Source organism: Pirellulales bacterium, assembly GCA_036267355.1.
GTDB lineage: Bacteria > Planctomycetota > Planctomycetia > Pirellulales > DATAWG01 > DATAWG01.
Genome location: DATAWG010000028.1, coordinates 25,413 through 43,942 on the forward strand (window position 1 = coordinate 25,413; position 18,530 = coordinate 43,942).

General features: G+C 62.0%; 14 protein-coding genes. 9 read left to right on the forward strand and 5 right to left on the reverse strand.

The window, feature by feature from the left end:
- Positions 1-206 precede the first annotated feature (206 nt).
- The 3 genes from VHX65_04615 to VHX65_04625 all read right to left on the reverse strand — a co-directional run bounded on the left by VHX65_04615 (position 207) and on the right by VHX65_04625 (position 5,092).
- Positions 207-1,667 carry a DUF1501 domain-containing protein gene (locus tag VHX65_04615; protein HEX3997811.1) on the reverse strand — a complete coding sequence of 487 codons (1,461 nt, stop codon included), beginning with the start codon at positions 1,665-1,667 and terminating at the stop codon, positions 207-209.
- Between the two features lie 15 nt (positions 1,668-1,682).
- Positions 1,683-4,250: a PSD1 and planctomycete cytochrome C domain-containing protein gene (locus VHX65_04620; protein HEX3997812.1), complete on the reverse strand. Its 2,568-nt coding sequence runs from the start codon at positions 4,248-4,250 to the stop codon at positions 1,683-1,685.
- Positions 4,251-4,540: 290 nt separating this feature from the next.
- Positions 4,541-5,092 carry a DUF4339 domain-containing protein gene (locus tag VHX65_04625; GenBank protein HEX3997813.1) on the reverse strand — a complete coding sequence of 184 codons (552 nt, stop codon included), beginning with the start codon at positions 5,090-5,092 and terminating at the stop codon, positions 4,541-4,543.
- Positions 5,093-6,244: 1,152 nt separating this feature from the next.
- Here VHX65_04625 and VHX65_04630 point away from each other — a divergent pair.
- The gene (locus VHX65_04630; GenBank protein HEX3997814.1) at positions 6,245-6,862 is read left to right on the forward strand and encodes an ATP-dependent Clp protease proteolytic subunit; all 618 of its coding nucleotides are present in this window, start codon (positions 6,245-6,247) and stop codon (positions 6,860-6,862) included.
- Positions 6,863-7,323: 461 nt separating this feature from the next.
- Here VHX65_04630 and VHX65_04635 read toward each other — a convergent pair whose 3' ends face one another.
- Positions 7,324-8,322 carry a cytochrome c gene (locus VHX65_04635; protein ID HEX3997815.1) on the reverse strand — a complete coding sequence of 333 codons (999 nt, stop codon included), beginning with the start codon at positions 8,320-8,322 and terminating at the stop codon, positions 7,324-7,326.
- A 243-nt stretch (positions 8,323-8,565) separates the two neighbouring features.
- Between VHX65_04635 and VHX65_04640 the strand changes: the two genes are divergently transcribed.
- The 5 genes from VHX65_04640 (at position 8,566) to VHX65_04660 (ending at position 14,979) form a co-directional block, all read left to right on the forward strand.
- Positions 8,566-9,732: an FAD:protein FMN transferase gene (locus VHX65_04640; GenBank protein HEX3997816.1), complete on the forward strand. Its 1,167-nt coding sequence runs from the start codon at positions 8,566-8,568 to the stop codon at positions 9,730-9,732.
- Between the two features lie 183 nt (positions 9,733-9,915).
- Entirely contained in the window at positions 9,916-10,548 is a 633-nt protein-coding gene (locus VHX65_04645; GenBank protein HEX3997817.1) for a DedA family protein, read from the forward strand.
- Positions 10,549-10,657: 109 nt separating this feature from the next.
- A complete protein-coding gene (locus VHX65_04650; protein ID HEX3997818.1) occupies positions 10,658-12,973 on the forward strand; it encodes a hypothetical protein in 2,316 nt (771 codons plus the stop codon).
- A 33-nt stretch (positions 12,974-13,006) separates the two neighbouring features.
- Entirely contained in the window at positions 13,007-13,786 is a 780-nt protein-coding gene (locus tag VHX65_04655; protein ID HEX3997819.1) for an ABC transporter ATP-binding protein, read from the forward strand.
- Positions 13,783-14,979 carry a hypothetical protein gene (locus VHX65_04660; GenBank protein HEX3997820.1) on the forward strand — a complete coding sequence of 399 codons (1,197 nt, stop codon included), beginning with the start codon at positions 13,783-13,785 and terminating at the stop codon, positions 14,977-14,979. Before VHX65_04655 ends, VHX65_04660 begins: the two co-directional genes overlap by 4 nt.
- 241 nt (positions 14,980-15,220) lie before the next feature.
- Here VHX65_04660 and VHX65_04665 read toward each other — a convergent pair whose 3' ends face one another.
- Positions 15,221-16,414: an HRDC domain-containing protein gene (locus VHX65_04665; GenBank protein ID HEX3997821.1), complete on the reverse strand. Its 1,194-nt coding sequence runs from the start codon at positions 16,412-16,414 to the stop codon at positions 15,221-15,223.
- Between the two features lie 268 nt (positions 16,415-16,682).
- Between VHX65_04665 and VHX65_04670 the strand changes: the two genes are divergently transcribed.
- The 3 genes from VHX65_04670 (at position 16,683) to VHX65_04680 (ending at position 18,447) form a co-directional block, all read left to right on the forward strand.
- On the forward strand, positions 16,683-17,297 hold the full coding sequence (locus VHX65_04670) for a hypothetical protein (protein HEX3997822.1): 615 nt from the start codon (positions 16,683-16,685) through the stop codon (positions 17,295-17,297).
- The gene (locus VHX65_04675) at positions 17,294-18,013 is read left to right on the forward strand and encodes a (5-formylfuran-3-yl)methyl phosphate synthase (GenBank protein ID HEX3997823.1); all 720 of its coding nucleotides are present in this window, start codon (positions 17,294-17,296) and stop codon (positions 18,011-18,013) included. The genes VHX65_04670 and VHX65_04675 overlap by 4 nt, the downstream gene beginning before the upstream one ends.
- A gap of 224 nt (positions 18,014-18,237) precedes the next feature.
- Positions 18,238-18,447 (forward strand): hypothetical protein, encoded by a 210-nt coding sequence (locus VHX65_04680; GenBank protein ID HEX3997824.1) that lies wholly within the window; start codon positions 18,238-18,240, stop codon positions 18,445-18,447.
- Positions 18,448-18,530 lie beyond the last annotated feature (83 nt).

Consider the following 18,530-nt stretch of genomic DNA (forward strand, 5'->3'; position numbering starts at 1 on the left):
TCAGCCCCGTTTCACGGGGCTTACCCCCGCCGGGCTTCACCCATCGGATGTTGAAATCGCGCGGTCGGCGATTGGCTAAAGCCGCGGATCGAGAAGCCCGCTAGAAGCGGGCTGAAATCGGCGTTGTGGCGATTCGCGAACCCAGCCGTGAACGGCTGGGCTACGCAAAAAAATGCGCGTCGGGCCGCGACAGTTTCGCGGCCGCCTTAGCTGAGCAGCCCGCGAACGACGTTGCCATACACGTCCGTCAGCCGGAAGTTGCGGCCTTCGTGGAGGTAGGTCAGTTTCGTGTGGTCGAGGCCCATGCAGTGCAGGATCGTGGCTTGGAGATCGTGCACGTGCACCTTGTCTTCCGCGACATGATAGCCCAGGTCGTCGGTCGAGCCGTAGGTGAAGCCGCGCTTGACGCCGCCGCCGGCCATCCAGATCGAAAAGCAGTGCGGATGATGATCGCGGCCCAAGAATTTTGATCCGCCGCGGGCTTCGTTCATCGGCGTGCGGCCGAATTCGCCTCCCCACACGATCAGCGTGCTATCCAGCAGGCCTCGTTGCTTCAAATCCTGCACCAACGCGGCGCTTGCGCGATCGGTTTGCCGGCAGCGCTCGGGAAGCGAATGGATGATGTCGTCGCCGGGGTTCGTGCCGTGGCTGTCCCAACCCCAATGGTAGAGCTGGACGAATCGCGTCCCACGCTCGACAAGCCGCCGGGCCAGCAGGCAATTGTTCGCGAACGACACCCTGCCCGGCTCCGTGCCATAGAGCTCGTGGATGTGGGCCGGCTCGCGGCGGATGTCCATCAACTCGGGCACCGAGCTTTGCATGCGGTAGGCCAGCTCGTATTGCTGGATGCGGGTAAGCGTTTCAGGGTCGCCGATCTCGGCCAATTGCATGCGGTTCAGATCGCCGAGCGCATCGAGCGAACGGCGGCGGCGCTCGGCATCCATGCCCGGCGGGTTCGACACATACAGCACCGGATCGCCTTGCGAGCGGAATTGCACTCCCTGATAAACGCTCGGCAGAAAGCCGCTTCCCCAAAGCGACGTGCCGCCATCGGGCCCGTTCGGCCCGGAGAGCAGCACGACGAAGCCGGGCAAATTCTGATTCTCCGTGCCCAAGCCATACGTGAGCCACGAGCCCATGCTGGGCCGGCCGATCGTCGCCGAACCGGTGTTCAAAAAAATCTGGGCCGGGGCATGGTTGAATTGATCCGTGACCATCGAGCGGACGACCGTGATATCGTCGGCCACTTTCGCCAAGTGCGGCAGCAATTCGGAAAGCTCGACCCCGCCGCTGCCGTGCTTCGTGAATTTGTACGGCGTGCCGAGCATCTTGGGCACGCCGCGGATGAACGCGAACCGCTCCTTCTTGTAGAGCGATTCGGGGCACAATTGCCCGTTCAATTCGATCAGCTTGGGCTTGTAGTCGAATAGCTCCGGCTGCGACGGAGCGCCGGCCATGTGCAGGTAAATGACGTGTTTGGCCTTGGCCGGAAAATGCGGCGGCTTCGGCGCGAGCGGATCGGCGGGCAGTTGTGGAACCGGCGGCGGCTCGGCAAACAAGCGATCATTGGCCAGCGCGGCCAAAGCCAATGTGCCGATGCCGGCGCCGCTGCGCTGAAAGAAATAGCGGCGCGTGATGGCCTTAAGTTGCTCGATATGCGGGTCCATTTTTCGCTCGGTCTTTCAACTCATGTTCAGCGTTTCGTCCAAATTCAAGAGCACATTGGCGACGACAGTCCAGGCGGCGAGTTCGGCGCTGCTGGCCGCAGAGCTTGCGGTGGCGGCTGAGCCGGCCATTTCGCGCGCCGCCTTTGGATCCTTTGCAAAACGCTCGACCTCCGCTCGATACAGCGACAACAGGCGATCGAGTTCGGCTGAGGTCGGTCGGCGAGCGAGCGTGAGCCGGAAACCGTATGTCGCTTCGGCCGCCGGATCGTTCGAAATCTTCGCCATTCGCGCGGCGAGCGCTTGTGCCGCTTCGATGTAGACCGGATCGTTCAACACCGTGAGCGCTTGCAACGGCGTGTTGGTTCGCGGCCGGCGCACGGTGCACACTTCGCGGCTCGGCGCGTCGAAGCTCATGAACGATGGATACGGACTCGTCCGCTTCCAAAACGTGTACAACCCGCGCCGATAGCGATCTTCGCCGTTGCTCGTCGACCAACGATCGCCGCTGTAGGGCGAATTCCAAATCCCGTCGGGCATCGGCGGCATCACGCTCGGCCCGCCGATCTTCGGGCTCAATAATCCCGACACGGCCAGCGCTTGATCGCGGACCATCTCGGCCTCGAGCCGCACCCGCGGTCCGCGCGCCAAAAGCCGGTTCTGCGGATCGCGGGCAAACAACTCGGGAGATACGCGCGGCGATTGCCGGTACGTGGCCGAGGTGACAATCAGCCGGTGCATCGCTTTCATATCCCAACCGCGGCGGACGAACTCCGTCGCCAGCCAATCGAGCAATTCGGGATGCGAGGGAGGGTCGCCTTTGGTGCCGAAGTCTTCCACCGTGGCCACGATGCCGGTGCCGAAATGGGCCGCCCACATGCGATTTATTGTCACCCGGGCCGCCAGCGGATTGCCGGGCCCGACGAGCCAGCGGGCGAGATCGAGGCGGGTCAAGTGCGCGGAGAGAGGGCGCGCGGGGAGGGGGACAGGCACATTTTTCTCACCGGGCATCGAAAAATGAGCCAGTCCCCGAGCGCTGATCGAACCAATTGCGGCGGGAACGCCCGGCTCGACTTCCTCGCCCGGATTCAGAAAACTTCCGCCGACGAACACATGCGTTTTTCGCGGCGCCGGCAATTCCTGCATCACGAGCGTGGTCACTCGCTCGGCTGCGATTTTCTTTCGTAGCGCGGCAATGCGATTTCGAGCCGGATTCAATTCGGGCGCGATCGAACGGTAGAACGCGGCCCGGCCATCCTTTTGGTGCACTCCTTCAAGGTCGCGCGCCGCGGCGACCGTCGAAGCGAGCCACACTGGCAACGGCGAAAGCGTCGCGCGTTCGAATTCCGCCTGGCCGCTCGCCAATTCGGTCGTCGGGGTGGAAATCGCCTGCTCAAGCCGCGCGAGTTCGGCGCGATCGGTTTTTTCCGCTGGCGAGGGGACTTCCAACTCCGGCGCGGGGCTCGAGCCGGAATCGGCCGTGTTGTTGAAAAACGCCATGAATTCGTAGTATTCCTTCTGCTTCAGCGGATCGTATTTATGGCTGTGGCATTGGCAGCAGCCCAGCGTCGTGCCGAGCCAAACGGTCGCAGTGGTGTTCACCCGGTCGATGATCGCGTAGACGCGATATTCCTCGGGATCGACGCCCCCTTCGGTGTTCGTCATCGTGTTGCGGTGGAATCCTGTGGCGATGCGGTCTTCGAGCGTCGCCCCGGGAAGCAAGTCGCCGGCAAGCTGCTCGATCGTAAAGCGGTCGAAGGGCATGTTTTGGTTCAGTGCGTCGATCACCCAATCGCGATAGGGCCACATCGAACGGCGCGGGTCTTTTTCATATCCGTCGGTGTCGGCATAGCGAGCCAGATCGAGCCACGGCCTGGCCCAGCGCTCGCCATAATGCGGCGATTCGAGCAGCCGATCGACCACTCGCTCATAGGCATCCGGCCGAGTGTCGGCCACGAACGCATCGACTTCTTCCGGGGTCGGCGGCAGGCCGATCAAATCGAGCGACACGCGGCGGATCAAGCGCGGCCGATCTTCCTCCGGCGACGGCGAAAGCTTTTCGCGCCCGAGCCGGGCGAGAACGAAGCGATCGATCTCGTTTCGCGGCCAATGAGCGAATTTGCCGGAACCGTTGATGACCGGCAGCGTCGGGCGCACCGGTCGCTTATACGACCAGGGAATCGCCGCTGTTGCCGCCACTGCATCGGCCTGCTTCGGCCATTTCGCTCCTTGATCGATCCATGCCCGCAATAGCCCGACCTGTTCGGCCGAGAGCCGTTCGCCTTCGCCGTCGGGAGGCATGAGCGTGTCGGAATCGAGGCCCGAGACGTAGTGGATCAGCCGGCTCTCCGCGCTTTTGCCCGGCTCGAATTCCTTGCCGCTATCGCCGCCGGCGAATGCCGCGTCGTGCGTGTGCAGGCTCAAGCCGGATTCGTGCTTGGCGGCGCCGTGGCATTTCCAGCAATGCGATTGGAAAAGGGGCTGAATGTCGCGGGCGAAATCGATTTGACGGTTTGCCGGCGGAGGCAGTTTCGAAACGTCGATCGTCGATCCCTTTGCCGCAGGCCGCTTGCGGGCCGCGTGCACTTGGACGGTCCCACAACATGCAAGAATTGCGGCAACCGCAGCGAATCTAAAGATTGCTCGGCAGGCGACCCGTGAAACAGCCATCAATGCAGTCTCCGGCAACGAGAGCAATCGCGGCAGCGAACCGAGGCGGGATAGAGCGGCAGGGATTCAACCAAATCGCCGAACACAGCCCCCGGGCGGGCCCCGGTAACTCCGACAACCGGCGAATCATTACTGTTATACCCCAAGGCGCGGCGAGAGGCGAACGTTTTGTCGGCCGAAGCGGGGCCGGCCGGGAACATTACGGCTCAAGCCAACGCCGTCCGCGCCACGGGAATTTCCCGCATGCTTGTCGCGGGATTGTTGCTGTCCTGATTTTGGCGCATGTAGACCGTCACCATCACAACCGCCAGCAGCACGCACAGCAGGATCAAGAAGATGCTGACGATCACAATCGTGTTGCTTTGCTTTCCCTTCGATCGAGCCGAATGAGCGAGGCCGCGAGGAGCGACGGCCGGCTTGGTTTCGATCAAAGCTTCAACCCAATCGTCGTCGGCAGCGAATGCCGGCGTTGCGACCGCTCCCTGAGTTGCGGCTGTATTTGCCGCGGGGACAGGGGCTAGCGAAGGAAACACCGCCGACGCACGCTTCCAATCGGGCCAGCCCTCTCGCCAAACCATCGAATCGGCCCCAATGCGGCGCTGGCCGAGCCATTGCCGCATGACGTCGCCTGCCGCCGGACCGAATTGTCCGCCCGAAGCAGGACGCACATACCAGACGGCCGCGGGCGCTTCGGCGGTCGGGTCGACGGCGCTGGCTGCGACTGCCGGCGACTGGGCGGTGTTGGGATGTGTGCCCATGATTGCCCCCCCGGCCAAATTCGGCGTGGCGCTCGAGGGAAATCCAGCTGCGGGCGCGACGGCTTGTCCGCCCGCTGCGCCAGGCGTGTTCAAACCCAATGGATTTAGCGCTGCCGGCGTCAATGGGGCGAACGACCGCACGAATACACCTGGCTGCATGGGGAGAGGTGTCGCAAGGCCTCGATTGGCGATGTTCTCATCGTGGCTTGAGCCGGCGCCATTGGTCGTGGGCCGGTTCGGCAAGTCTGCGACGGCTTCTGCGTTGAGGGACACAAGCGGCTGTTGAGCGGCGTTATCTGACGCGCTCGGCGCGGCCACTGCATCCGCTTCCGTGACGGCGGTGGCCATCCGTTCGCCCGGCGCGCGCACCGATTCCAGCGGGATTTCGAATCTGGCTCCGCAACGAGGACAGATGCCTCGCTTGCCGGCCAAAAACGTCTTCACGTTGAGCTTGTGTCCGTTCGGACAATAAAATCGTATGCCCATCGCGCCACCGAATCAGCATTGCAGAAGAGCGCTTTGAGGTGCGACAGCGGGCGCAGGAGGCGGCGTTGAACTTTTCGCTCGCCGCTCACCGCGTGCGTGCGACGTATGCCAACCGGCATTGCTGTCCAGTGCCTTTACCCGCGATCACGCCGGCGACGAATTGTATCGAAATCCTGCCGTGCCGGCCGCCTCTGCGCATCTCTTTACCCATTATACTGCCGAACGTTGCTGCAACAAATGATCGCCTGCTGCGGCGGCGGCAAGCCGCAGCACCGCTACCACCGCGACATTCCGAACATCTCTGGCTTTACTAGGCGAGTCGCCGGGCCGCGATTCACGCTGATCAACTCGGCTTGATTTGACAAACCCAGTCTCCTTGTAGAAACTAGATTTAGCTGCGAAGCCGTTCCGCGACTGCTCAGGGCGAACGTCGGATGGTGCCGTAGCCATTTTCGGGAAGCTCACGGCCCAGTTCAACTAGCCGCCAATTTCGGCTCGAACAGCGTTCATTCTCGCCGGTTATCGAGCGGGGGTTAGAAGGGCGAAACTGCACGGCCACACCGGCTGCCGGCCCCCTGCCTTGAGGCGGCAAGGTTCCGTCGCTCAGAGCAAGCACCCGTCCTACACTTTTCATCGTCGAGCGACAATTCACAGGAAATTTATTTGATGGAAGCGCAATCACGTCAGGGACCGATCGAGATCGCGTTCGTCGGTGATCTTACCGATAACGAAGCCGATCTCACCGACAAGCTGCTATCCGTCGAGCCGGGCGGGGAATGTACGCTGTATATCGATTCGCCGGGCGGAAGTCCGTATTGCGCGATGTCGCTGGTGTCGCTCATGCTCTTGCGGCGGATTCACGCCACCGGGATTGTGACCGGCGAATGTTCGTCGGCGGCGCTATGGCCCTTTGCGGCCTGTAAGCGCCGGCTGGTCACCCCGTATAGCGTGCTGCTGTTTCATCCGATGAAATGGCAAAGCGAAGAACACGTGGGGCTGTCCGAAGCCGCCGAATGGGCCCGCCATTTCGGAACGCTGGAAGGCGAGATGGATCAACTGCTGGGCGAGCTATTCAATGGCGCTGCCAATGGCGAGGTGAATCAGTGGATCGTCGCCGGCCGTTATGTTTCCGGCCGCGAATTGGCCGAGGCCGGCTTGGCCGAATTGATCGACGTTCGTTCCTTCAGCTTGCCGGAGACGAACGGTGCGGCTCAATTTCTTGCCCCCTCGAGCCGCAAGCGGCCCGCCGCGGCCCCCAGCCGCAAACGCCGCGGGCGGAGCTAAGGCTCGACGGAACGATAAGCCTTCCGTTTTTCAGCGCCTTCACCCTGCCCTCTTCCCTGCTTGCGATTACGCACAATATTGACGCGGGCCAGAAGGAAACATCTCGGCGAAATATCTCGGCCTGAAAGGCCGATTCTGCCAGCTGAGGGCGGAGCCGCGCACGCGGCAGAGGCCTGGGGCAATCGCCCGCACGACGCGTCCGCCCTGACGGGGCGGTTCAAGTAGGCGCCGCGAATTGCGGGAATGGCCCCTTCTGGGCCAGGCAACGCGTTGTATCACGTTCCCGGGGCTATGCCGCTCACGCGGCTTCGCCCTGGCCTGACGGAATGAGCCTTTCAGGCTCAGGTGTCACCGGCCCCAAAGGGCTTGCGAAAAACAGAAGTGGTTGCTGTATCGCATGAAGATGATGGGTAATCGTAAGATTCCCCGAGGCGGGGGATTGCCGCGTCTTGCCTTGTCGCTTAATTGCGGAAGCCGCCGTGGCAGTTATTGCAGGCTTGGGCGATCTTGCCGGCCGCGGCGCGGGCCTGGTCGTAGTTTTTCGCCTTTGCGGCCGAGGCAAGATCGATCGCTTGGTTTTCCATCTCGCGGGCAAAGCCCATGTAGCTCTTGTCGTCGGTGAAGTCGTATCCGTCGCGCTGGATCACCTCGCCGATCATGGCCACGATTTCGGCCTCATGCAGCACGCCGTCGAGATGTTTTGAGAAGTCGCCGGCGTTTGAGGTCCAGGGAGCCAGTCGGCCTCCTTGGGCAATATCCAAGCGGTGCATCAGGGGCGGGCGATTTGCCACCTTTGGCCAATTCGCCTTCGGCTCGGCCCCCGCCTTGGCGGGCAACGAGTCGCCGCGAATCAACGCCGCCAGATCGTCGGCCCGCAGCTTCGCATCGTTGAACGATTGGTCGGTGGCCACCTTGCAATTCACTCCCGATTGACCGAACACATCGCGCGCCGTAACGGCCTGGTCTTTCCAGCGCACATCGCCATCGTATTCTCCGATAACACCGAAGACGGTCGCCAAAATGCTGAAATCATCGCGTGCCCGTTTGAACAGATTTCCCTTAAAGTCGCTGGGGGTTTTGACGTTGTCTTTGACTTCGTTCTGGTAGTTCTTGATCTCATCCTGAAGCGTGTCGGCCGACACGATCTTGGACCAGGGCATTGCGCCGCCGGCCGGTGGCGCGGCGCCACCGCCGGATGGCGTCGATGAATTGCCCGCAGGGCCGCCGGGAATGCCGGCCGTTGCCGCGGGGCCCGAGCCGGCACTGAAATTCGGCCGTTCGCCTTCGAGCGTGCTGCGGGCATCGGAAAAAAACGCGTCGCGCACGCGATCGTCCCATTTGGGCGGCAAGGCTCGCTTTCGCGCAACGCCCGCCGGACCCTCGGCCACCAACCACCGGCCAGCAATGATTGTTCCCGAAATAGCGACCGCGAGCGCCATGCGGAAGAGCAGAGATTTCATAGTAGGCTGCGATCGTGGTGAAGGACCAGAATTCGATTGGCCTCGGCCGAAAACAACTCTCCACAGACCCTCTCCCCTTGCGGGAGAGGGCAGGGTGAGGGGGATTCAAAAAGCGGAAGTTATTTTTCGGCCGAGCCTTACCCGTAATGGTAATCGGCCGTTTGTTCTCCAGCTCTGATTATCCACGCTCGACTGCGGCGCGGCAAGTTGGATGCGGCAAACTCCTTTTGCGTATAATCGGGCATGATGAAGCGATCGCAATCCAATCGTCGGGAGTTTTTGCAAGGGAAGGCAGCCGCACGCGCAATCGCCGACGCGGCCCAACAAATCCCGCTCGGCGAACCAAGATCGCCCTCGGCGGGCAGCGCCGCGAATCCGGCCCGGAGCGACGCGCCAAGGCCTGTTGCAAATCCTGCCGCGGCGTCCGGCTATCTGCTCCGGATCGGTCGGCGGGCGATGGCCTGCGAGTTCGAAGTGTTGATCGGAGCGGGGCCCGATAGCGACGGAACCGAATTGGCCGTCGCGGCCTTGGATTTGGTCGATCGGCTCGAAAGTCAATTGACCGTTTACCGCGACACAAGCGAAATCAGCCGGTTGAACCGCTCGGCCTATGATCGCGATGTCGAAGTCGAGCCTCGGCTGTTCGAATTGCTTTCGACCGCGGTGGAAATACATCGGCGCACCGGCGGAGCTTACGACATCACGAGTGGACCGCTATCGCGGGCGTGGGGCTTTTCCCGCCGCGCCGGGCGAATGCCCGACAATGCCGAACTGGCCGCCGCGCTCGGCCGAGTCGGTTCGCAGCGGTTGCTGTTCGATCCCGCACGCCGCACGGTTCGATTCTCCGTGGCGGGCATGGAGTTGAATCTTGGCAGCATTGGCAAGGGCTACGCCTTGGACCGCTGCAGCGAATTGCTGGGAGCACGCGGGCTCGGCGATTTTTTGCTACATGGCGGACAAAGCAGCCTATTGGCCCGCGGTTCGCGCAATTCCCCCGGCACTGAAGGCGATACGGGATGGTGGATCGGCGTGCGCGATCCACTTCGGCCGGGCGGTCGGCTAGGCCAGATCCGGCTTGAGAATCGGGCGATGGGCACTTCCGGCACCGGAACGCAGTTTTTCTATCACGCCGGCCGCCGCTACGGCCATATCCTCGATCCGCGCTCAGGCCGGCCCGCCGAGGGCATTCTGTCCAGCACGGTTCTTGCCCGCACGGCCGCGGAGGCCGACGCGCTTTCGACCGCATTCTACGTGCTTGGCCCGGCCGCGGCACTCGACTATTGCCGTAGATATGGCGAATCGCACGGGAATTTGTCGGCTCTGATGGTCGTGGCGGGTTCGGCGCCCGGCCGAGTCCAAGTGGTTAGCTACGGCCTTGATGAAGCCGATTGGCGGCCGGTTCAACGATGATCCGGACGAGGCTCGTCGGTTGCAGTAACCGCGATTTCGGCCGAATTTAATTGCATTTTTCGGTCAGTTTTTGCTGGAAAGTCGGGTGCCGCATTTTGAGATCGGCCGCTAGAATGCGGCGATTACGCGGCCTAAGACCGCTGTTCCTCGAGCCGCCGGATTCAGCCAAAGTTTGCCCGTTCCATGCTCTACGCCCTGCTGCATATCAACGACCTGCTGGGCTATGGATATGTTGGAATCATCGTGTTTCTGATTCTCACCGGTTGCGGTCTTCCGATCCCCGAAGAAGCGGCGATCATCGCCGCCGGGGCGCTCTCGGCCAGCGGACAGCTCGATCCCTGGCTGTCGCTGCTTTCGTGCATCGTCGGGGCCGTGGCCGGCGATAGCGTGATGTATTGGATCGGCCGCCATTTCGGGGCGGCCATCGTACACAAACATCCGTTGTGGATGCGCACGCTTACGCCCGAACGGGAACAGCGCGTCGAGCATTTATTGAAAAAGCATGGGGCGAAAGTGCTGCTTGTCACCCGCTTCATGGTCGGCCTGCGCCTGCCGATCTATCTGACGGCGGGGCTTTTGAAAATGTCGTATCCGCGATTCTTGCTGACCGACTCGATCTGCGCGTTGTTTGTGGTCACGTTGTTCTTTGGGCTAACCTATTTCTACGGCGGACCGATCTTGGCGTGGCTGAAAGACGCCGAACGCGGCCTGACCGTGGCCGTTGTCGCGCTTGTGTGCGTCGGAGGAATCTATTTATATCGCCGCCAAGCCCGCCGCGCGGCCAAGAAAGACTCGCCGAAAAAGCCGGCTGCGTAGCGACGATGATCTGGGCACGCCGCGAAGCGCGGACCGGTTGCGCATGCTTCGTCCGCATTCCGGGTTTCTTCCTTGCGATGCTTGTTGCACAACTGAACGGGACTAAATCATGCTTTCGGCGAGTAAGCGGCTGCGGCCGAAACAATCCATCGGACGCCCGCTGGCGATAGCCGCCTTCGTCGTTCTCGCGCTTCCGTTGAATCGCGCCGCGGCCGACGACAAGGCGCAGCCGAATGGCCCCTTGCATGATTCGGCAACGGTTTCGCCAATTGCCGAGAAAGTCGACTGGCTCGTCGATCCGACGCCATTTCAATCGCGCGTCGTCGCCGACGAGCATCGGCATGAAATCGTGCTTGCCAATGGGCTGGCGCGGCGGGTGATTCAACTCGCGCCGAACGCTGCCACGGTCGACCTGCAAAATCTCTCGAGCGGCGAACATCTGCTGCGCGCGATTTCGCCCGAAGCCCGGGTGACGATCGGTGGCGTGGAGTTTCGCATCGGCGGGTTGGAAGGCCAGCCGATCGGCAACTATCTCAAGCCCGAATGGTTCGCGACGCTGCGCGATCGCCGGGACGCATACCACTTCGTCGGCTGGAGCGCTGGGCCGATTGAAGCACGATTGAAATGGAAGAAGCACGTCGAGTGGATGGGCAAGGATTTACCATGGCCTCCGCCTGGAAAGCACGTCGTCATGCGCTACGCGCCGCCGGTGGCTCCAAACAGCGCAGCGTCGCCACGCACCGATCTGCCCGAAGTGGAAGTGCACTACGAAATTTACGACGGTCTGCCGCTGTTTTCGAAATGGCTGGTGGTAAAGAACCGTTCGAGCAAGACGGTGCGCGTGACGACCTTCGAGGCGGACGAACTCCGGCTTTTCGAGGCGGAAGCACGCGGAGGCGACATCCATGGCCCCGGCAGCGAACGCGAACGGCCGAATATCTACGTGGAAACCGACATGGCCTTCGGGGGGCGGATGTATGCAGCCGCCGACAACCATGCGGTGAAACTCGCGGGCGACCCCGAATATTCGACGCACGTCAACTATTCGTATTCTCCGCCGACGCTGTTGACCGTCGCGCCGCGGGCGTTTCTCTTGCCGGGCGAGCCGATCATGGGGCCCGACCAGGATGTCCCGTCCGGCGGGTCGTTCGAATCGTTTCGCACCTTCGAGTTGCTCCTCGATTCTACGGACCGCGAGCGCCGCACGCTTGCGCAGCGCCGCATGTATCGCACCATCGCACCCTGGACGCAAGAAAATCCGTTGATGTTTCACAAAGTGCAAGCCAGCCCCGCGGCGGTTCGCGCCGCCATCGATCAGGCACACGACGTCGGCTTCGAAATGGTAATCATGTCGTTCGGCTCGGGCTTCAATTTAGAAAGCCGCGATCGAAAGTATTGGGCCGTCTATAAGCGATTGGCCGACGAGGGCCGGGCCAAGGGCGTCGCGTTGGGGGGTTATTCGTTGCTCGCATCGCGCGGCGCCGGCGATCCGAAAGACAATGCCACCGGCCCGTGTGTCTATGGGACGATGCCTTGCCTGGGCTCGCGGTGGGGGCAAGACTATTTGGCCAACATCAGCGCGTTCATGAAATTCGCCGGTTTCCAAGTGTTCGAAAACGATGGCTCCTATCCGGGCGACCTATGCGCGTCGCACGATCACCCGGGCCACCACGGCCTCGAAGATTCGCAATGGGTGATGTGGCGGGCAATCACCGACATGTATAAGCATTGCCGCGCGGAAGGCATTTTTCTCAATGTGCCCGACTGGTATCAACTTTCCGGCTCGAACAAATGCGCGATGGGCTATCGCGAATCGAATTGGTCGCTGCCGCGGGCCGAGCAGGTGATCATCGAGCGGCAAAACATCTTCGATGGCACCTGGAGCAAAACGCCCTCGATGGGCTGGATGATGGTGCCGTTGAGCCAATATCAGGGCGGCGGGGCGGCGGCGACGATCGAGCCCTTGCACGAACATCTCGATCACTACGATGCCCGGTTTGCCGATCTGCTCGGGGCCGGGGTTCAGGCATGCTACCGCGGCCCGCAACTGTTCGACACCGATCCGACGCGCGATTTGGTGCGCCAATGGGTGCAATTCTACAAAACCCATCGCGAGGTGCTCGACGCCGACATCATTCACCTTCGCCGCCCCAGCGGACAAGATTGGGACGGCATCCTGCACGTGAATCCGCAAGGCGCGGAACGGGGACTGGCGTTTTTCTACAATCCACTCGCCGTACCGATCGACCGCGACATCCGCGTCCCACTGTATTACACCGGGCTGAGCGACAAGGCGCTGGTGTCGGTCAATGGCGGCGAGCCGACGCCGATCACGCTCGATCGCCACGAAATTGCCGAAGTGCATTTAAAAATTCCCGCCGGCGGCTACCGCTGGGCATTGTTCACGGCCGAAAAACTGCGATAGGATAGCCTTGATCTCCTCCCGCGGAAATCGCGCATGATCCGAGTCGTCGATATCGTGCAGCACTACGGCGTTCGGCCGGTGCTAAAGCAGATCAGCCTGGATATTGACGCGGGCCAATTGGTAGTGTTCGTCGGACCCAATGGCATGGGGAAGACGACACTGCTAAACGTCATGGCCGGGGTGTTGTCGCCGCAGCGTGGTTACGTCGAGTTCGACGGCTTGCGGCGGCGTGGCTCGGCCGACGATGAAATTGAAATTCGCCGCCGGGTCGTGTTTCTGCCCGATCATCCGTGGCTGCCCAATAATTTTACGGGGCGCGAGTTCTTGCAGGCTGTCGGCCGGCTGTACGACGTCGAAGACACTCGGCTCATGGATCATGTCGAACGGTTGTTGACGGTGTTCGAATTGTTGAAGGAGGGAGATTGGCCGATCCGCAGCTATTCGAACGGCCAGCAGAAAAAAATCGCGATTTGCTCGGCGCTTGTGACCGAGGCGCCGGTGCTGTTGTTGGATGAGCCGTTTGCGGGCGGCCTCGATCCGGCCGGGATCATGGCCCTGCGGCGTATCTTGCGGCACCATGTCGAGCATTCGGGCGCGACCGTGATTCTCACCACGCCCGTGCCGGAATTGGTCGAGGAACTAGCGGATCGAATCGTCGTGATCCGCGATGGGGAACTGCTGGCCTACGACACGCCCGAGGGCTTGCGGCGGCAAACGCGCAGCGGCGGCTCGCTCACCGAAGCGCTTCAGCGGCTAATTTTTCCCGAAGCGATCGGCAATATCGAGCAGTATTTGAAAGAGGCGCGCCGGTGAACCGCTTCTGGCGAATCCTGCAAAATCGAGTTCGTACCTGGATCCAGCCGCGCCTATTCTTGCAGCTGATGGCGCTGACGTACGTGATATCCGAAGGATTTATGGCCTACGAGCGATGGTTCGATCACCTTCGGCCGGTCGATCTCGAACCAATTGTGGCCTGTCGCGACGTACTGGTGTTGGGCTTCGTCTTCTTCGCGGGCGTACTCCGGGCAAAGACGAATCATCCATTGTTTTGGATCGATTACGGCCGCTGGCTCGCTCGGTCGCCGTGGCGACTGCCGAAGCCGCTGCCGATGGGGCCAGTTCATCTGGCGATCTCGGACGTGGTTTTCAATTTGATCGTCATGGCGCTGCTGCACGACACGGCATTCAATTTGGTGCGCGTGCCGCTCCTGTTTCTGATCGGTTATCTTGGCGTCGCGTGCGCAGGCCTGTGGCGAACGCATGTCAAAGCGTTTGCCTATATTCTCGCCTTTGGGTTGGGCTTTGTGGCGCGGGTTTGGCTGAACCCGTGGATCGCCATCGAGGCGGCTGCCGTTCTATACCCGGTGGCCTCGATGGGATTATGGCGATCCTTGCGAAAATTTCCCTGGTCGATTTCCATCGCTCCGTCCGAGCTTGCGGCGCCGATCAAACTGACGATGTCGATTGATTTGAATCAGTGGATGGCCCAACAAAGGCCGAAGACGCTCGGCTGGCCTTTCGAATTGCTACGGCCGGAATATCCAGAAACCGGAATCCAGCCTGGCGATGGCATGCTCTTGAGCCTGTTGCTGGGATGGTGGCTCTATGCCGTTACAGCGCAGATGGAAGACATCGCACGGCGTCCGCTGCTGTATCTGGCTCTGATCATCATTCCGGCTTCGATGAGCGTCGTACGACTGCAACGCTACACATATTTCTGCCATTCGCCGATCAATTCTTGGGGCCGGCTCTTTACACTGCGCTGGATCATCCCCGGCTACGACAAGGTGTTCGTGGCGCCGCTGCTGACCGCCGCCGTGCCGGGGATCGTAATCGTATGGATCGTCAAGAACCCGGCGGTGGAACCATTGGCCGTGGTTCCGGTCGCAATCGCACTCGCGTCAATGGCGGCGCTCAATCTCGGCCCGACCCTCCATGCTTGGCGCTACACGGGCCAGCATCGCATGGCGCCGCGATACGCTTCGGCAACGCATCTGCGGCTTTAGGGGCGCGTGGGGCCGACATCCGCGGTCCCGGCAGCGAACGCGAACGGCCGAATATCTCGGCATATTTCCCCTAGAATTCGCGGATGGTACGGGGCTTATCCTCCGGGGCCTGTTTAGGGCGCGATGTTCGGCTCGTGCGACTCGCCGCTACGATCCGCGTGCGCACGCTCTCCTCAATGTGCGTCCTCGACCGTGTTCTTCTTGCGCCTCGGAGGCGAATACCGCTACTCAGCCCGGTCGACTACGCTTTTCCACGTCCCGCAGCGCTCGTTTCAAACGCGAGCGGTTCTTCCGACTCCGGATCGATGATCCGGATGCTGGTGCGGCCGGCGAGCAGGTCGTCTAACTGTTGGCCAACCACCTCCGCCCGCCAGCCACGGGCCAATTGCGGTGGCTCGTCGGGGCCATAGCCAAGCCGAAACGCAATCAAATCGCGCACATCGCTCGCTGAACCGACCAAGCTGGGAGCGAGCCGGGCGGCGCGGCAAATGCTCGTCAGCGCCGTGGCCAGAAACTGACCGAGCACGTTGATCTGCTGCGGCACTTCCCGTCGCTCGAATTGCGGATAGTCGCCTTCCGGCGAATGCAGCGCCATGTCGATGTGCCGGGCGATCTCGGGCAAGAGCCTCTTCAAATCGCCGCGCTCCAATCCGCGCACCGCCTGGATTCGCTTTGCGTCGGCCGTTTGTCGCCGCGCAAGCTCGACGATCAAATCGTCGCGCAGCACGCGGCGCACCGGCAAATCGCGGCGCTCGGCTTCCTTCTCGCGCCATCGCCACAACTCGCGCACGATCGCTAGCGACCGCGCCGAGAGGCCATTGATGCCCGACACTCGTCGCCATTTTTCCCGCGTTCGCGATGCTTCGACGTCATCTTGCCAGGCCGCCATCTCCGCTTCCATCCAAGCCGTGCGGTCGAGTCTTGCAAGCTGCTCGAACAGCCGATCTCGTAGCGGACCCAGATATCGAACGTCGTCGAGCGCGTAGTCGATCTGATGGCTACTGAGCGGGCGCCGGCGCCAGTCGGTGCGCGTTTCTCCTTTTTGCGAGGCCTGGCCGAGCAACCGGTTCAACAGCGAACCATATCCGGCCGGATAATCGTAACCGACCAATCCCGCCGCGATCTGCACGTCGAACAATCGCGCCGGTCGGCGGCCGATGATCGATAGCGAAAACACCAATTCCTCGCGGCCGGCATGCACGATGGTCTCGTGTCCTTCCGCCGCAAGCCGTTCCCAAAACGGCGCCGTCTCTCCGACCGCGATCGGATCCACGACCGCCAAGCGTCCTGCCGCCGCCACTTGGATCAAACACAACTCAGAGCGATATGTGTCTTCCGATACGAACTCGGTGTCGAAGGCGATCGAATCGGCCGCGGCCAATCGCTCGACCAATGCGGCAAGCTCCGGAGCAGTGGTAATTAATTCGTAGGACAAAGTTCTTGCGACCGATGTTTGCGTGCGCTCCGTAGCTCAGGCTTTCCAGCCTGACGGTTCGGCGCACCCAGCATTGAATCCATGACAAGTCGTCCATCGTACCCACGCTTCATTCCGCCGCAAGCCGCCACGCTAGTCCGAAGCGTCAGCGACGGAGGCCGCAAAGCGTTAGCGAGGGACGCCGCCAAAGCGGATGGCAACTCCGAGATTGCCTTCCCACAACCCGCCTCATTGTCGAACCTAGCTTCGCCCGCTAGAACGTGAAGATATGAACGAGATCTGGTTGCGAGCGAACCGCCGAGCGCTGTGGATGGGCCTTTTGGCACCGGGCTCGCTCGCCGCCGTTGCGCTCGCCTGCGTCTTCTTCGGCTCCGGGCCGCTGCGCGTCCTGGGTTGGGCCGGAGTCGTCGTGGCCGGGTGCGTGGTCGGCCTGATCCTATGGCTTATGCGCCAGCCGCGTCTGGCATATCAGCCCGGCTATATGCTTGTTTATTTGCGGCTCGGTCCGCCGATCCGCCTGCCGATCGAGGTCGTCGAATGTTTCTTTCTCGGCAGCGGACCGATCAAATTGACCGACCATATCGATGCTCCGTATCGAGCGGTGGGCCTGGTTATTCGGCTTGCGGAAAAGGCCGCCGAATGGGCCGACCGGCCGGTCAAGCCCGCGCTCGGCCGCTGGCACGAAGGGTACATCCTGATCCACGGAGCATGGTGCGAGCCGCTTTCGCTGGAGGTCGTTTCGCGGTTGAATGTCCGCTTGCATCAAATTCAGCACCCCAGCGACGACCGTTGCCAATCGACGAGCGCCGCGGTATCCGTGGCCACGGATTCAATCGCCGAAGCGCCTTCGGGCCTGGCAGGGCAAACGGAGCACCAGGCATGACTCGGCTGCTGGTCAGCGTCCGCAGTGCCGACGAAGCCCTCGATGCCGTATCGGCCGGGGCCGATCTGATCGACATCAAAGAACCGAATCGCGGTTCGCTCGGCGCGGCGGCGGCGGAAGTCGTCGCCGCGGCGATCGATGCCGTGGCCGACCGCCGGCCGACGAGCGTCGCCCTCGGCGAACTGACGGACCCAGTTGCCGCGTGGCCCGCAATCGCAAAATTCTTGCGGCCGCAGCAATTGCCGCAATTTGCGAAATTCGGTTTGGCCGGCTGCGCGCTCGAGCCCAATTGGCCGGATCGATGGAGTGCGGCGCGGGGCACGTTACCCGCCGCCGTAGCAGCCGTCGCTGTGGTGTATGCCGATTGGCAGGTTGCAAAATCTCCTGAGCCGGAATCGGTGCTGCACTATGCCGAGCGGCTGCGTTGCAGGGCGGTGTTGATTGACACGTTCGACAAGCACGGGCCCGGCTTGCTGGCGCTTTGGTCATTCGACTTACTGGCCCGCTTCGTCACTGCCGCCCGCGGCGCCGGCATGTTGGTCGTGCTCGGCGGGCAAATCAGGGCGGAGCAATTCGAGAGCTTCTTGCCGCTTGCGCCCGATTTTATCGCCGTTCGCGGCGCGGCGTGTTGCGGCGATCGCGCTGGCCGATTGGACCCGCGCCGCGTCGAGCGGCTTCGCGGCTTACTGCCCGCAGTCCAATTAGCGCAAACGTGATATTGCAAGGTGGCGAAGCGTCCGCCTCGCCCCCTCGTCCCTCGCCCCAAATTCATCCGGCGAATTTGCTTGACAGCACTGCAATCAGGCTCAATACTGGCGGCGTGATTTGCCGACAGTCTGCGGCCAGGACGCCGCAATTTTCCGAACCTGAAAGCCGGCAAGGAGGGGCTTTTCATGGAACAGGTTCGGCCAAGGCAGGAAAGTCGCAGAGGAGTCTAGCCGTGCCTCAGTCCGTTCTGGAAGCGATCAAGCAGGGATTTTGGGACTTCGAGCCGCCGATCGTGAACGACGGCCAATTCGACGCCACCCGGGCCGTTCCAGGCAGCAACGAAAAGCTCGCCATCTTAGCCGAGCGGCTCCGCCAGGGCTTGCCCCTCTGGCACCCCGCCGATGTCCTCGATTTCGAGCATCTCGCCGACCGGCAAGATTGAATCCACGCACCGAGCGCCAGATTGCCAATGCGGCGGAATCGTATCGACGAGCCCGCAGTGCCAGCAAGGAACTGTTGGCATTT

Bases quoted from the DNA above. Each gene is read 5' to 3' on its own strand.
- VHX65_04615 (HEX3997811.1), bottom strand. From the start codon at position 1,667: ATGGACCCGCATATCGAGCAACTTAAGGCCATCACGCGCCGCTATTTC.
- VHX65_04625 (HEX3997813.1), bottom strand. From the start codon at position 5,092: ATGGGCACACATCCCAACACCGCCCAGTCGCCGGCAGTCGCAGCCAGC.
- VHX65_04655 (HEX3997819.1), top strand. From the start codon at position 13,007: ATGATCCGAGTCGTCGATATCGTGCAGCACTACGGCGTTCGGCCGGTG.
- VHX65_04670 (HEX3997822.1), top strand. From the start codon at position 16,683: ATGAACGAGATCTGGTTGCGAGCGAACCGCCGAGCGCTGTGGATGGGC.
- VHX65_04640 (HEX3997816.1), top strand. From the start codon at position 8,566: ATGATGAAGCGATCGCAATCCAATCGTCGGGAGTTTTTGCAAGGGAAG.
- VHX65_04675 (HEX3997823.1), top strand. From the start codon at position 17,294: ATGACTCGGCTGCTGGTCAGCGTCCGCAGTGCCGACGAAGCCCTCGAT.
- VHX65_04650 (HEX3997818.1), top strand. From the start codon at position 10,658: ATGCTTTCGGCGAGTAAGCGGCTGCGGCCGAAACAATCCATCGGACGC.
- VHX65_04635 (HEX3997815.1), bottom strand. From the start codon at position 8,322: ATGAAATCTCTGCTCTTCCGCATGGCGCTCGCGGTCGCTATTTCGGGA.
- VHX65_04645 (HEX3997817.1), top strand. From the start codon at position 9,916: ATGCTCTACGCCCTGCTGCATATCAACGACCTGCTGGGCTATGGATAT.
- VHX65_04630 (HEX3997814.1), top strand. From the start codon at position 6,245: ATGGAAGCGCAATCACGTCAGGGACCGATCGAGATCGCGTTCGTCGGT.